Genomic DNA, 12857 nt, shown 5'->3' with positions numbered 1-12857 from the left:
CTCGTTCCTCGACTCCAGGGAGTCCGTGTCATGCGTGTACTGCTCGTGGGAGCCGGTGGTGTGGGCACCGCCGTCACCCGGATCGCCGCCCGCCGTCCGTTCTTCGAGCTGATGGTGGTGGCCGACCACGACCCGGCGCGCGCCGGGGCGGCCGTGTCGGCGCTCGGCGAGAGGGCGGCGGTCCGCTTCCGCGCCGAGCGGGTGGACGCCGGTGACGAGGCGGCGGTGGCGGAGCTGCTGCGCCGGCACGCCTGCGACGTGCTGTTCAACGCCACCGACCCCCGGTTCGTGATGCCCCTGTTCCGGGCCGCGCGGGCGGCGGGCGTCACGTATCTCGACATGGCGATGTCGCTGTCCCGGCCGCACCCTGAGCGCCCGTACCAGGAGTGCGGGGTGAAGCTGGGCGACGAGCAGTTCGCGGACGCGGCCGGCTGGGAGGCGGCGGGCGTCCTCGCGCTCGTCGGCATGGGCGTGGAGCCGGGCCTGTCGGACGTCTTCGCCCGGTACGCGGCCGACGAACTGTTCGACACCATCGAGGAGATCGGCGTCCGTGACGGCGCGAACCTCACCGTCGACGGGTACGCCTTCGCGCCGTCCTTCAGCATCTGGACCACGATCGAGGAGTGCCTCAACCCGCCGGTCGTCTACGAGGCGGGCCGCGGCTGGTACACGACCGAGCCGTTCAGCGAGCCCGAGGTGTTCGACTTCCCCGCGGGGATCGGCCTCGTGGAGTGCGTGAACGTGGAGCACGAGGAGGTGCTGCTCGTCCCGCGCTGGATCGACGCGCGCCGCGTCACCTTCAAGTACGGGCTCGGCGAGGAGTTCGTGAACACGCTGAGGACGCTGCACCTGCTCGGCCTCGACCGGACCGAGCCGGTGACCGTGCCGGGCCCGGCCGGGCCGGTGGAGGTCGCGCCCCGGGACGTCGTCGCCGCCTGCCTGCCCGACCCGGCGACGCTGGGAGGGCGGATGCGGGGCAAGACCTGCGCGGGCACCTGGGTGCGGGGCGTCAAGGACGGCTCACCGCGCGAGGTGTACCTGTACCACGTGGTGGACAACGAGTGGTCGATGAAGGAGTACGGCTGTCAGGCCGTGGTGTGGCAGACCGCCGTCAACCCGGTCGTCGCCCTCGAACTCCTCGCCACCGGCGTCTGGTCGGGCACCGGGGTGCTCGGCCCGGAGGCCTTTCCGGCCCGCCCGTTCCTCGACCTGCTGACCGCCTACGGCTCCCCGTGGGGCATGAGGGAGCAGTGACCGGCCGCCTCCCGGCCGATCGTCGGGATCGGTCGGTATCGGTCAGTATTCGAGAAGCGCCGGGCCCCCGGCCCGCTCTAGCGTTGCGGCAGACGGACCGCCCGATGCCTGGTTGGATCGGTCCAGGGGACGCCGACGGGCCGCGCAGGGGCCCGCGCGACGGATGGAGACAGAGCATGAGCACGTCCACGAGGTCGGACGCGAGGTCGGGCGCGACGCCCGGCGCACCGCACGCCGCCGACAGCCACGACATGATCCGCGTGCACGGGGCGCGTGAGAACAACCTCAAGGACGTCAGTATCGAGATCCCGAAGCGGCGGCTCACGGTGTTCACCGGCGTCTCCGGCTCGGGCAAGAGTTCGCTGGTGTTCGACACGATCGCGGCGGAGTCGCAGCGGCTGATCAACGAGACGTACAGCGCCTTCGTACAGGGCTTCATGCCGACGCTGGCGCGGCCCGAGGTGGACGTCCTGGACGGGCTGACGACCGCGATCAGCGTGGACCAGCAGCGGATGGGCGGCGACCCGCGCTCCACGGTCGGCACGGTCACCGACGCGAACGCGATGCTGCGCATCCTGTTCAGCCGGCTCGGCACGCCGCGCATCGGCCCGCCCAGCGCGTACTCCTTCAACACAGCCTCGGTCCGGGCGAGCGGCGCGATCACCGTCGAGCGGGGCGCCAAAACGAAGGCGGAGAAGGCGACCTACGAGCGCATCGGCGGCATGTGCAACCGCTGCGAGGGCCGCGGCAAGGTCTCCGACATCGACCTGACCCAGCTCTACGACGACTCCAAGTCGCTGTCGCAGGGGGCGTTCACGATTCCCGGCTGGAAGTCGGACAGCCAGTGGACGGTGCAGCTGTACGCCCAGTCCGGCTTCGTGGACCCGGACAAGCCGATCCGCGAGTACACCAAGAAGGAGCTGCACGCCTTCCTCTACGGGGAGCCGACCAAGATCAAGGTCAACGGCATCAACCTCACCTACGAAGGGCTGATCCCGAAGATCCAGAAGTCGTTCCTGTCGAAGGACAAGGAGGCGATGCAGCCGCACATCCGGGCGTTCGTGGAGCGGGCGGTCACCTTCACCGTCTGCCCCGAGTGCGACGGCACCCGGCTCAGCGAGGGCGCCCGGTCCTCGAAGATCAAGGAGATCTCCATCGCCGACGCGTGCGCAATGGAGATCCGGGACCTGGCCGCGTGGGTGCGGGGCCTCGACGAGCCGTCGGTGGCGCCGCTGCTGACCGCCTTGCAGCAGACCCTCGACTCGTTCGTGGAGATCGGCCTCGGCTATCTCTCGCTCGACCGTCCCGCGGGCACGCTGTCGGGCGGTGAGGCGCAGCGCGTCAAGATGATCCGCCACCTCGGCTCGTCGCTGACCGACGTCACGTACGTCTTCGACGAGCCGACCGTCGGCCTGCACCCGCACGACATCCAGCGGATGAACAGCCTGCTGCTGCGGCTGCGGGACAAGGGCAACACGGTGCTCGTCGTGGAGCACAAGCCGGAGACGATCGCGATCGCCGACCACGTCGTGGACCTCGGTCCCGGCGCGGGCACGGCGGGCGGCACCGTCTGCTTCGAGGGCACGGTCGAGGGGCTGCGGGCGAGCGACACTGTCACCGGCCGCCACCTGGACGACCGGGCCCGGCTGAAGGAGTCGGTGCGCAGGCCCACCGGGGCGCTGGAGATCCGTGGCGCCACGGCGAACAACCTGCGGAACGTGGACGTCGACATCCCGCTCGGCGTGCTCTGCGTCGTCACGGGCGTCGCCGGGTCGGGCAAGAGCTCACTCGTCCATGGTTCCGTCCCGGCTCCGGAGGGCGTGGTGTCGGTGGACCAGTCGCCGATCCGCGGCTCGCGGCGCAGCAACCCGGCGACGTACACCGGGCTGCTCGACCCGATCCGCAAGGCGTTCGCCAAGGCCAACGGAGTGAAGCCGGCGCTGTTCAGCGCGAACTCCGAGGGCGCCTGCCCCACCTGCAACGGCGCCGGGGTCGTCTACGTCGACCTGGGCATGATGGCCGGCGTCGACACCCCGTGCGAGGACTGCGAGGGAAAGCGGTTCCAGGCGTCGGTGCTGGACTACCGCTTCGGCGGGCGTGACATCAGCGAGGTGCTGGCGATGTCGGTGGCCGAGGCGGAGGAGTTCTTCGGCACGGGCGAGGCCCGCACCCCCGCCGCGCACCGGATCCTGGAGCGGATGGCGGACGTCGGGCTCGGCTACCTCACCCTCGGCCAGCCGCTCACCACGCTGTCCGGCGGCGAGCGGCAGCGGCTGAAGCTGGCCACGCACATGGGGGACAAGGGCGGCGTGTACGTCCTGGACGAGCCGACCACCGGCCTGCACCTGGCCGACGTCGAGCAACTGCTCGGCCTGCTGGACCGGCTCGTCGACTCCGGGAAGTCGGTCGTCGTGATCGAGCACCACCAGGCGGTCATGGCGCACGCCGACTGGATCATCGACCTCGGTCCGGGCGCCGGCCACGACGGCGGCCGGATCGTGTTCGAGGGCACGCCCGCCGACCTGGTCGCCGCCCGCTCCACGCTGACCGGCGAGCACCTGGCGGCCTACGTCGGCGCCTGACCGGCACCCGCGCCGCGTGCCCCCGTCCGCCGTGGACGGGGGCACCGCGGTGTCAGCGGCCGGTGCGGCGCAGCGGACCCCAGGGGTGCTCCTGCCGCTCCACGACGCCCCGCGCCTCCTCGATCACGTCGTCGGCTATCCAGCACATCGGGCGGGCGTCGACCACCAGCGGCTCGTTGTCGGGGCCGCGGCCGTTCTCCCGTCCGGCCAGCACCCAGGGCCGTACGCCGGGGCCCTTCTCGTGCGGCAGGTGGGCGTAGTCGTGCAGCCGGCGTGCCACCCACACGCGTACGGGCCGGTCCTCCCACCAGCCCTCGACGTCCAGCGGGTTGGCCGACAGGCCGGGCATGGCCACGCCGGTGAGGTCGTCCGTGCTGGACACCTCGGAGAGGTCCGTCTCCGGTCCGCGCGACCAGCGCACGTACAGACCCTGGTGCCGCTCCACCAGGCCGGTGAGCTCGGCGAGTGTGCGCACGACCGGCAGGCCGTCCGATGCGCTCATGTCGCGTCCTCCCTCGTCGCCGCGTCGGCCTCGGTGCCGTCAGGCGGTCGGAGTACCCGCAGGAAGCGACCGCAACCAGGCACCACTCCCCCGGTCGCGTCGCGCCGCCCGTGCGCCGGCAGTAACCTCGCGGGACCACCGTGCCGACCCCCGAGGAGGTCCGCCCGTGAGCGTGCGGGTGCGCCGCGTGTACGAACCGCCCGGGCCCGGCGACGGCGTGCGGGTGCTGGTCGACCGGCTGTGGCCGCGCGGCCTGGCCAAGGACGCGGCCCGGGTCGAGCACTGGCCGAAGGGCGTCACACCGTCGACGGAGCTGCGCCGCTGGTATCACGCGGGCGAGGGCTCGTACGAGGAGTTCGCCGAGCGGTACGAGGCGGAGCTCGCCGGTCCCGAAGCCGCCGGGCTCCTGCATGAGCTGCGTGCTCTGGCCTGCGGCGGGACGGTGACGCTGCTGACCGCGTCGAAGGACCCGGAGCGCAGCCACGCGGCGGTGCTGGCCCGGCTCCTGCGGGACTGAGAACCCGGGCGCCGGTCAGCCGGTCTGCCGCGCCGCGGCCCGGCCCGCGGCGCGCCCCGAGAAGAGGCAGCCGCCGAGGAAGGTGCCCTCCAGCGCGTTGTAGCCGTGCACGCCGCCGCCACCGAAGCCGGCGACCTCCCCCGCCGCGTACAGGCCTTCGACCGGCGTGCCGTCGGTGCCGAGCGCGCGGGAGTCGAGGTCGGTCTGGATGCCGCCGAGTGTCTTGCGGGTGAGGATGTGCAGCTTCACGCCGATCAACGGCCCGGCGGACGGGTCGAGGATGCGGTGCGGGGTGGCGACCCGGCCGAGGCGGTCGCCGATGTAGCGGCGGGCGTTGCGGATGCCCTGCACCTGGGCGTCCTTGCTGTAGCCGTGGGTGATCTGCAGGTCGCGGGCCTCGATCTGGCGGCGCATCCGCGCCGCGTCGAGCAGCGGCTGGTCGGTCAGCTCGTTCATCTTCTCGACCAGTTCCTCCAGGGTGGGCGCGGTGACGAAGTCGGCGCCCTTGCGCAGGAAGGCGTCGACGGGTCCGGGGGCGCCCTTGCCGAGGAGGCGTTCGCGCAGGAAGGCCGCGCGGTCCTTGGCGGTGATGTCGGGGTTCTGCTCGGAGCCCGACAGCGCGAACTCCTTCTCGACGATCTTCTGGGTGAGGACGAACCACGAGTGGTCGTGGTCCGCGAGGCCGTCGGCGGTGCGCAGGTGCCTGAGGGTGCTCAGCGTGTCGTAGCCGGGCAGGCACGGCTCGGGCAGGCGGCGGCCGAGCGCGTCGAACCACATCGAGGACGGTCCGGGCAGGATGCGGATGCCGTGGCCGGGCCAGACCGGGTCCCAGTTGCGCAGGCCCTCGGTGTAGTGCCACATGCGGTCGCGGTTGACCAGGCGGGCCCCGGCCGCCGCGCTGATGCCGAGCATGCGGCCGTCGACGTGCGCGGGCACGCCGGTGACCATCCGCTTCGGGGGTGTGCCGAGGCGCTCGGGCCAGTGCTCGCGCACGATGTCGTGGTTGGCGCCGATGCCGCCGCTGGTGACGATCACGGCCTGCGCGGTGAGGTCGAAGTCGCCGACGCTCTCGCGGCTGGAGGTGACGCCGCGGGGCGAGGTGTCCGGCGCGAGGACCGTGCCGCGCACGCCGCGTGCGGCGCCGCCCTCGATGACGAGTTCGTCCACGCGGTGCCGGTGGTGGAAGGTGAGCAGCCCGTCCCGTTCGGCCTGCCGGGCGTAGTGGACGAACGGTTCCACGACGCCCGTGCCGGTGCCCCACGCGACGTGGAAGCGGGGTACGGAGTTGCCGTGCCCGTGCGCGGTGAGGTCGCCGCGTTCGGCCCAGCCGACGGTGGGCAGGAAGGTGATGCCGTGTCCGGCGAGCCAGGACTGCTTCTCGCCGGCCGCGAACTCGACGTAGGCGCGGGCCCAGCGCACCGCCCAGGCGTCCTCGTCCGCGGTCCGGTCGAACCGGGCGCTGCCCTGCCAGTCGTTCCAGGCGAGGTCGGCGGAGTCCTTGATGCCGAGGCGCCGCTGCTGGGGCGAGTCGACGAGGAACAGCCCGCCGAAGGACCAGAAGGCCTGGCCGCCGAGGTTGGCGGCGTTCTCCTGTTCCACGACCGCGACCCTGCGGCCCCGGCGGGTCAGTTCGTGGGCCGCGACGAGCCCGGCGAGTCCTGCTCCGACGACGATGACGTCGGCGTCCATGGCGACGTTCCCTTCTTCATCCGGGGGTGCCGCTGCCGTCCGTCAGCAGCGCGGTGAGCAGTTGCTTGAGCCAGGCGCGGGCGTGCTCCACGTCCTTGTCCAGCAGCAGTTGCACGGTCACTCCGTCGTAGGCGGCGACGACCGCGTGGGCTGCGCCGTCCGCGTCGCCCAGGACGGCGGGCAGCCGGGTGTGCCCGGCGGCGCGGGCGAGCCGGCCGGCGATGGCCCGCCGCAGCCGCTCGCGGTGTTCGAGCAGGCTCCGCGCGACGGCCGGGTCGCGGGCGGCGTGCACCAGGAAGTCCGTCTTGACGAGCAGCCAGTCCACGTCGAGCAGGAGGATGCCGGTGACCCGGTCGACGGACGCCGGCACGTCGAGGTCCGTCCCGTCCACCGCGAGCGCCCCGGCCACCTGCTCCGCGATCAGGTCGGCGCGCTGCCGGTAGAGGGCGAAGAACAGCTCGTCCAGGGTGGCGAAGTTGGAGTAGAAGGCGCCACGGCTGTATCCGGCGGCCTCGCAGACCTCCTCTATCGACACCCGGCCGAAGCCCTTGGCGGCGAACACGGCGAACGCCGCGTCGAGCAGCCTGGCCCGCGTCCGCAGCCGGCGCCTGGTCACCCGCCCGGTCGTGCCCTCCACCGCCATGCCGCCCTCCGTTCGATACGCGAATGTATCCGATACACCGATGTATCCGAGCCCCCGGGTGTCACCGGCTTCGATCATGGGAACACATTTTCGATTGCGAGGTAGGCTGGGACCATGACCAGGCACCTCCAGGGTTCGCTGTTCGACCAGGCCGACGAGCTGCGGCTCGGCGGGCTCGGCGGGATGCGCCGCACCGACCTGGGGTCCGGCGCCTGGATCGACGTCCTGCCCGGCTGGCTCACCGGGTCCGACGCGCTGTTCGAACAGCTCGCCGCCGAGGTGCCGTGGCGGGCCGAGCGGCGCCAGATGTACGACCACGTCGTGGACGTCCCCCGGCTGCTCGCGTTCTACGGCGCCGACGACCCGCTGCCGCACCCGGTGCTGACCGAGGCACGCCGGGCGCTCAGCGACCACTACGCCGGTGAACTCGGCGAACCGTTCACGACGGCCGGGCTGTGCTACTACCGCGACGGCCGGGACAGCGTGGCCTGGCACGGCGACCGGATCGGCCGCGGCGCACGCGAGAACACCATGGTCGCCATCGTGTCCGTCGGCGCGCCCCGCGATCTGCTGCTGCGCCCGGTGGGCGGCGGCCACACCGTGCGCCGGCCGCTGGGGCACGGCGACCTGATCGTGATGGGCGGCTCCTGCCAGCGCACCTGGGAGCACTGCGTACCGAAGTCCGCGCGGGCCGCGGGGCCGCGCATCAGCATCCAGTTCCGGCCGCACGGCGTGCGGTGAGGCACACCCCCCGCAGGCCGGTCTGCTTTGCTGGTGCGACGGGCGGGGGCTTCGGAGCGAACGGGACGGTCATGCGGGTGGATGTGCGGCAAGTCGCGGACGGCACCCACCTGGTGCACGGCAGCGACACCAACTGGGTGCTCCTGACGGACGGGGACGCGGTGACGCTGGTCGACACCGGCTACCCGCGCGACCGGGAACTGCTGCTGGCGTCCCTGGCGGCGGTGGGCGCCTCACCGGAGGCCGTCACGGCCGTCCTCGTCACGCACGCCCACAACGACCACCTGGGCTCCGCCGAGTACCTGGCCGCCCGTTACGGCACGCCGGTCCTGCTGCACGACGCCGAAGTGCCGCACGCCCGCAGGGAGTTCCTGCACCAGGTGTCCGCCGGGCAGGTGCTGCGCCACAGCTGGCGGCCCGGTGTGCTGCCGTGGGCGCTGCGCGCGCTGCGGTCCGGCGGCACGGCGCACATTCCGGTCGCCGCCCCGCGCCCGCTGCCGTCCACCGGTGCCCTCGACCTGCCCGGCCGGCCGGTGCCCGTGCACACTCCCGGCCACACGGGTGGGCACTGCGCCTTCCACCTGCCCGGCGCGGGCGTGCTCATCTCCGGTGACGCCCTGGTGAGCGGCCATCCCACCTCGCGGATCGCGGGACCGCAGCTGCTGCCCGGCATGTTCCACCACGAACGGGACCGGGCCGCGGCCTCGCTGGACGTCCTCGCCGGGCTGGACGCCGACCTGCTGCTGCCCGGCCACGGGCCCGCGCTGCGCGGTCCGGTGCGGGAGGCAGCGCGGCTGGCCAGGAAAATCGGTTCCTCTAGGGTGAGGTGACGATCACCGGCCGAGACAAGGACACTCGACCCATGGCTCTGCAGATCAGCGCGACCAACTCCGAGCACCCGGCGCTCCTGCTGGAACTGCCGTGGCACCTCCCACTGGAGGACTGGCCCGACGAGTACCTGGTCCCGTTGCCGCGCGGCATCTCCCGGCACGTGGTGCGCTACTCCCGCGCCGGTGACGAGGTGATCGCCGTCAAGGAACTCGCCCGGCGCCCCGCCCTGCGCGAGTACGAGCTGCTGCGCGACCTGGACCGCCTCGGGATTCCGGCCGTGGACCCGCTGGCCGTCGTCACCGGCCGCACCGACGGCGACGGCGCCCCGCTGGAGCCGGTGCTGATCACCCGGCACCTGGGCGGCTCCATGCCGTACCGCTCGATGTTCGAGACCACGCTGCGTCCGGAGACCATGCACCGGCTGATGGACGCGCTGGCCGTGCTGCTGGTGCGGCTGCACCTGGCCGGCTTCGCGTGGGGCGACTGCTCGCTGTCCAACACGCTGTTCCGGCGCGACGCGGGCGCCTACGCCGCGTACCTGGTCGACGCCGAGACCGGCGAGCTGCACCCGCAGCTCAGCCCCGGGCAGCGCGACTACGACCTCGACCTGGCGCGCGTCAACATCAGCGGCGAACTCCTCGACCTGGAGGCGTCCGGGGCGCTGCACCCCTCGGTCGACCCGATCGAGTTCGGCAGGGAGATCTGCGCCCGCTACCGGGGCCTGTGGCAGGAGCTGACCCGCACCTCGGTGTACCCGGCGGGCAAGTACCACTACATAGAACGCCGGATACGCCGCCTGAACGACCTCGGGTTCGACGTGGCCGAGATGCAGATCGAGCACTCCTCCAACGGCGACACGGTGACCTTCGTGCCGAAGGTCGTCGACGCCGGGCACCACCAGCGCCAGCTGCTGCGCCTGACCGGGCTGGACGCCGAGGAGAACCAGGCCAGGCGGCTGCTCAACGACCTGGAGAGCTGGATGGCCACCCAGGAGGACTTCGCCCCGGGCGACCCGCTCGCGGCCCGCCCCGAAGTGCTGGCGCACCGGTGGGTACGGGACGTGTTCCGGCCCACGGTGCGGGCCGTGCCGGTCGAGCTGCGCGGCGCCATGGACCCGGCCGAGATCTACCACGAGCTGCTGGAGCACCGCTGGTACCTGTCCGAGCGGGCGCAGCACGACATCGGCCTGGACACGGCCGTCGAGGACTACATCAAGAACGTGCTGCCCAAGGCGCGCGAGACGCTCCAGCCGGCGGTGCCGGACTGACGGCCGGGGCGTCTCGCCCGTGACGGCACGCCGGTCAGGCGGTGTGCGGGACGACCGCCACCGCGCAGTCCGCGTGGTGCAGCACGCCGTGCGCGACCGAGCCGATCCGGGCGCCGACGGCCGTGCGGTGCGCGCGGCGCCCGACAACCATCAGCTGCGCGGTGCCCGCCACCGACAGCAGCACCTGGCCGGCGCTGCCCATCTCCACGTGCTCGACCACGCGGACGTCCGGGAAGCGTTCCCGCCACGGCCGTACCGCTTCGGCCAGTGCCTTCTTCTCGAACGGTTCCAGGCCGCCGGCCTCGTCGAGGAGCTTGAGCGAGGCCGGGCTGTAGGCGAACAGCGGCGGCAGCGTCCAGGCCCGCACGACCCGCACGGTGGCGTCGCGGGCGGCGGCCGTCTCGAACGCGAACCGCAGGGCGGCGGCGCTGTCGTCCGGCTCGCCCTGCTGGCCCACGACGACCTCCCGGCCGGCGGCCTCGGTGCTTGGCCGGTCCTTCGCCCGCACCAGCACCACGGGCCGGGTGGTCCCGGCGACGACCTGCTGGCCGACGGAGCCCAGCAGGAAGCCGACCACGGCCCCGTGGCCGCGCGAGCCGAGCACCAGCATCTCGGTGTCCGCGGCGGCCCGGGCGAGCGTGTCGGCGGGCCCGCCCTCGGGCACCTCGGTGCTCACGTGCAGGCCGGGGTGCCGTTCGGCGACGGTCCGGGCGGCCTCGTCGGCGAGGGCCCGCGCGGCCTGCTGCTGGCTCTCGCGGTCCACGGAGCCGACGGTGTCGTACTGCTGGAACCGCCAGGCGTGCACGACGCGCAGCGCCAGGCCGCGCCGGACCGCCTCCCTGGCGGCCCAGTCCAGTGCCGCGAGGGACTCCGCCGTTCCGTCGACGCCTGCCGTGATCGCGCCTGTCATGCCGCTGCCTCCCTGTTGTGCGGTCGCGTGTTCGGGCCAGTCTTCACTACCCTCTCCCCATGTCCTTGGAGTGGGAGCAGGTCGTGGTCGACGCCGCCGATCCCGCCGCGCTGGGCCGCTGGTGGGCGCAGGCGCTCGGCTGGGTGGTGGTCGGCGAGGAGCCCGGCGAGTTCGAGATCCGGCCCGAGCCGGACCGGCTGCCGGGGCTGCTGTTCGCTCCGGTGCCGGAGGGCAAGACCGTCAAGAACAGGCTGCACCTCGACTTCCGCCCGGTCGACCAGGCGGCGGAGGTGGACCGGCTGCTGGCACTCGGCGCGCGCCGCGCGGACGTCGGACAGGGCGACGCGCCGTGGGTGGTGCTCCAGGACCCGGAGGGCAACGAGTTCTGCGTGCTGGGGCCGCGCCGGGGCTGAGGGCGCGGACCTCGTCCTGACTGTGGACGACGGGTCGGCGGGCGCGTGTGCGGTCAGTCCGCCTCGGGGCGGGCGCGGCAGTCGAGGGCCGTCAGGTCGACCGCGTCGGCGATCGCGCGCATGCCCCGGTCGTTGGGGTGCAGATGGTCGCCGCTGTCGTAGGCGGGCCGCAGACGCCCCGGGCGGTGGGGGTCGCGCAGGGCGCGGTCGGCGTCGGTGACCGCGTCGAACAGCCCGCCGCCGCGGATCGCGCGGTTGACGTCCTGGCGTACGGCCTCGGCCTGCGGGGTCCACTCCGTCCAGCCCTTGAACGGGGCGAGGGTGGCGCCGACGACGCACTTCCCGGCCGCGTGCGCGCGCTTGACGATATCCCGGTGGCCGGCGAGGAGTTGGGGGGCCGTGGCGCCGGGGCGGTACTTGATGTCGTTGATCCCCTGGAAGAGGATCACGGTGCGTACGCCGGGCTGGGCGAGCACGTCCGGCCCCAGCCGGGTCAGGGCGCTCGGCCCCGCGCCGTCCGACAGGACCTTGCCGCCGGCGATGCCCGCGTTGGCGACGCCCCGCACCTGCGAACCGGCGCGGCGCAGCCGCTCGGCGAGGAGGTCGGGCCAGCGGCGGTTGGCGCCGGTCGTGGAGCGCCAGCCGTCGGTGAGGGAGTCGCCGAGCACGGCCACGGCACCGGTGCGCCGGGCGGGGCGTACGGACACGGCGTCGAGGTGGAACCAGGAGCCGGTCGTCCGCCGCCAGTGGGCGCCGCTCTCCTCGGCGGTGTGGTCGCCGTGGGTCGTGTACGAGGTCTGCATGGCCAGCCAGTGACCGGTCGCCGGGCCCGCCGCGTCCGGCGAGTGGATGCTGACCACCAGGTCGGAGGAGGCGGGCACGGTGAGGCGCGCCGGATCGCTGAGCGCGGCCCTGCCGGCCGGCACGGTGACGGAGGGTTCGCCGTCGAAGGTGAGGCGCCGGTTGGTCCCGGGGACGAGCGCGGCGCCCCGCTCGCGCAGGCCCGCGTACACGCTGCTGAAGGTCACCGGCCGGTCTCCGTGGGCGTTGGAGAGCCTGACCCGCGGGCCGGTCCCGCCGACGCTGGTGTGCACGACGAGCCGGTAGCCGCGCCCGGCCACGCCCTCGCCGAGCCGCTGGGCGCCGGCCGCCCACGTGACCACGTCACGGGGGCCGGTGGAGCCCTGCGTGAAGTCGTCGGCCGGGGCGCACTGGACGGTGGCGGCCAGCAGCAGGACGGCTGCCGCCGCCCGGCACCCTCGTACGATCCGTGCCGCCACCACGCCCGGGGTGTTCGGGCGAGGGCGCGTGGGCGCCGCTGGGTCGGTCATCCGTCCTTCCTCACTGTCGACGACGAGGGCCGCCCGCCGGACGATGCCACAGGCCGGTGGCGCAGCGACGACGGGGCCCGCCCGCCGAGCGCTGCCACGGCCGGTGGCGAGCCGCCCGGGCGTACGGGGCACGGCACGAGAACGCCGCACCGGCTCACCCGTCACGGGTGTGACGTC

At 73.4% G+C, this 12857-nt stretch carries 12 protein-coding genes; 7 read left to right on the top strand and 5 right to left on the bottom strand.

The window, feature by feature from the left end; all coding sequences use genetic code 11:
* Positions 1 to 30 precede the first annotated feature (30 nt).
* Positions 31 to 1254 (top strand): saccharopine dehydrogenase C-terminal domain-containing protein, encoded by a 1224-nt coding sequence (locus AB0M97_RS12365; protein ID WP_365960740.1) that lies wholly within the window; start codon positions 31 to 33, stop codon positions 1252 to 1254.
* Between the two features lie 176 nt (positions 1255 to 1430).
* Complete coding sequence (locus tag AB0M97_RS12360) at positions 1431 to 3836, top strand: excinuclease ABC subunit UvrA (RefSeq protein ID WP_365960739.1); 2406 nt, start codon at positions 1431 to 1433, stop codon at positions 3834 to 3836.
* Between the two features lie 52 nt (positions 3837 to 3888).
* On the opposite strand, the gene AB0M97_RS12355 is transcribed toward AB0M97_RS12360, so the two are convergent.
* Entirely contained in the window at positions 3889 to 4338 is a 450-nt protein-coding gene (locus tag AB0M97_RS12355; RefSeq protein ID WP_365960738.1) for a DUF6098 family protein, read from the bottom strand.
* Positions 4339 to 4504: 166 nt separating this feature from the next.
* On the opposite strand from AB0M97_RS12355, the gene AB0M97_RS12350 reads away from it, so the two are divergent.
* On the top strand, positions 4505 to 4855 hold the full coding sequence (locus AB0M97_RS12350) for a DUF488 family protein (protein WP_365960737.1): 351 nt from the start codon (positions 4505 to 4507) through the stop codon (positions 4853 to 4855).
* A gap of 15 nt (positions 4856 to 4870) precedes the next feature.
* On the opposite strand, the gene AB0M97_RS12345 is transcribed toward AB0M97_RS12350, so the two are convergent.
* Complete coding sequence (locus AB0M97_RS12345) at positions 4871 to 6544, bottom strand: FAD-binding dehydrogenase (protein WP_365960736.1); 1674 nt, start codon at positions 6542 to 6544, stop codon at positions 4871 to 4873.
* A 16-nt stretch (positions 6545 to 6560) separates the two neighbouring features.
* Positions 6561 to 7187 carry a TetR/AcrR family transcriptional regulator gene (locus tag AB0M97_RS12340; RefSeq protein WP_365960735.1) on the bottom strand — a complete coding sequence of 209 codons (627 nt, stop codon included), beginning with the start codon at positions 7185 to 7187 and terminating at the stop codon, positions 6561 to 6563.
* Between the two features lie 114 nt (positions 7188 to 7301).
* On the opposite strand from AB0M97_RS12340, the gene AB0M97_RS12335 reads away from it, so the two are divergent.
* The 3 genes from AB0M97_RS12335 to AB0M97_RS12325 all read left to right on the top strand — a co-directional run bounded on the left by AB0M97_RS12335 (position 7302) and on the right by AB0M97_RS12325 (position 10026).
* On the top strand, positions 7302 to 7928 hold the full coding sequence (locus tag AB0M97_RS12335; RefSeq protein WP_365960734.1) for an alpha-ketoglutarate-dependent dioxygenase AlkB: 627 nt from the start codon (positions 7302 to 7304) through the stop codon (positions 7926 to 7928).
* Positions 7929 to 7999: 71 nt separating this feature from the next.
* On the top strand, positions 8000 to 8758 hold the full coding sequence (locus tag AB0M97_RS12330; RefSeq protein WP_365960733.1) for an MBL fold metallo-hydrolase: 759 nt from the start codon (positions 8000 to 8002) through the stop codon (positions 8756 to 8758).
* Between the two features lie 32 nt (positions 8759 to 8790).
* Positions 8791 to 10026 (top strand): DUF4032 domain-containing protein, encoded by a 1236-nt coding sequence (locus AB0M97_RS12325; protein ID WP_365960732.1) that lies wholly within the window; start codon positions 8791 to 8793, stop codon positions 10024 to 10026.
* A gap of 34 nt (positions 10027 to 10060) precedes the next feature.
* On the opposite strand, the gene AB0M97_RS12320 is transcribed toward AB0M97_RS12325, so the two are convergent.
* Entirely contained in the window at positions 10061 to 10936 is an 876-nt protein-coding gene (locus AB0M97_RS12320; RefSeq protein WP_365960731.1) for a universal stress protein, read from the bottom strand.
* Between the two features lie 59 nt (positions 10937 to 10995).
* On the opposite strand from AB0M97_RS12320, the gene AB0M97_RS12315 reads away from it, so the two are divergent.
* Positions 10996 to 11349: a VOC family protein gene (locus AB0M97_RS12315; protein ID WP_365960730.1), complete on the top strand. Its 354-nt coding sequence runs from the start codon at positions 10996 to 10998 to the stop codon at positions 11347 to 11349.
* Between the two features lie 53 nt (positions 11350 to 11402).
* On the opposite strand, the gene AB0M97_RS12310 is transcribed toward AB0M97_RS12315, so the two are convergent.
* On the bottom strand, positions 11403 to 12680 hold the full coding sequence (locus tag AB0M97_RS12310; protein ID WP_365960729.1) for an SGNH/GDSL hydrolase family protein: 1278 nt from the start codon (positions 12678 to 12680) through the stop codon (positions 11403 to 11405).
* Positions 12681 to 12857: the final 177 nt, after the last annotated feature.

This window comes from Streptomyces sp. NPDC051207 (assembly GCF_040682395.1).
Classification (GTDB): Bacteria; Actinomycetota; Actinomycetes; order Streptomycetales; family Streptomycetaceae; genus Streptomyces.
This window is presented reverse-complemented; position numbering and strand designations above follow the sequence as displayed.

Coding starts and splice junctions, on each gene's coding strand:
- AB0M97_RS12365 (WP_365960740.1), top strand. CDS start 31: ATGCGTGTACTGCTCGTGGGAGCCGGTGGTGTGGGCACCGCCGTCACC.
- AB0M97_RS12360 (WP_365960739.1), top strand. CDS start 1,431: ATGAGCACGTCCACGAGGTCGGACGCGAGGTCGGGCGCGACGCCCGGC.
- AB0M97_RS12355 (WP_365960738.1), bottom strand. CDS start 4,338: ATGAGCGCATCGGACGGCCTGCCGGTCGTGCGCACACTCGCCGAGCTC.
- AB0M97_RS12345 (WP_365960736.1), bottom strand. CDS start 6,544: ATGGACGCCGACGTCATCGTCGTCGGAGCAGGACTCGCCGGGCTCGTC.
- AB0M97_RS12340 (WP_365960735.1), bottom strand. CDS start 7,187: ATGGCGGTGGAGGGCACGACCGGGCGGGTGACCAGGCGCCGGCTGCGG.
- AB0M97_RS12335 (WP_365960734.1), top strand. CDS start 7,302: ATGACCAGGCACCTCCAGGGTTCGCTGTTCGACCAGGCCGACGAGCTG.
- AB0M97_RS12330 (WP_365960733.1), top strand. CDS start 8,000: ATGCGGGTGGATGTGCGGCAAGTCGCGGACGGCACCCACCTGGTGCAC.
- AB0M97_RS12325 (WP_365960732.1), top strand. CDS start 8,791: ATGGCTCTGCAGATCAGCGCGACCAACTCCGAGCACCCGGCGCTCCTG.
- AB0M97_RS12320 (WP_365960731.1), bottom strand. CDS start 10,936: ATGACAGGCGCGATCACGGCAGGCGTCGACGGAACGGCGGAGTCCCTC.
- AB0M97_RS12315 (WP_365960730.1), top strand. CDS start 10,996: ATGTCCTTGGAGTGGGAGCAGGTCGTGGTCGACGCCGCCGATCCCGCC.
- AB0M97_RS12310 (WP_365960729.1), bottom strand. CDS start 12,680: ATGACCGACCCAGCGGCGCCCACGCGCCCTCGCCCGAACACCCCGGGC.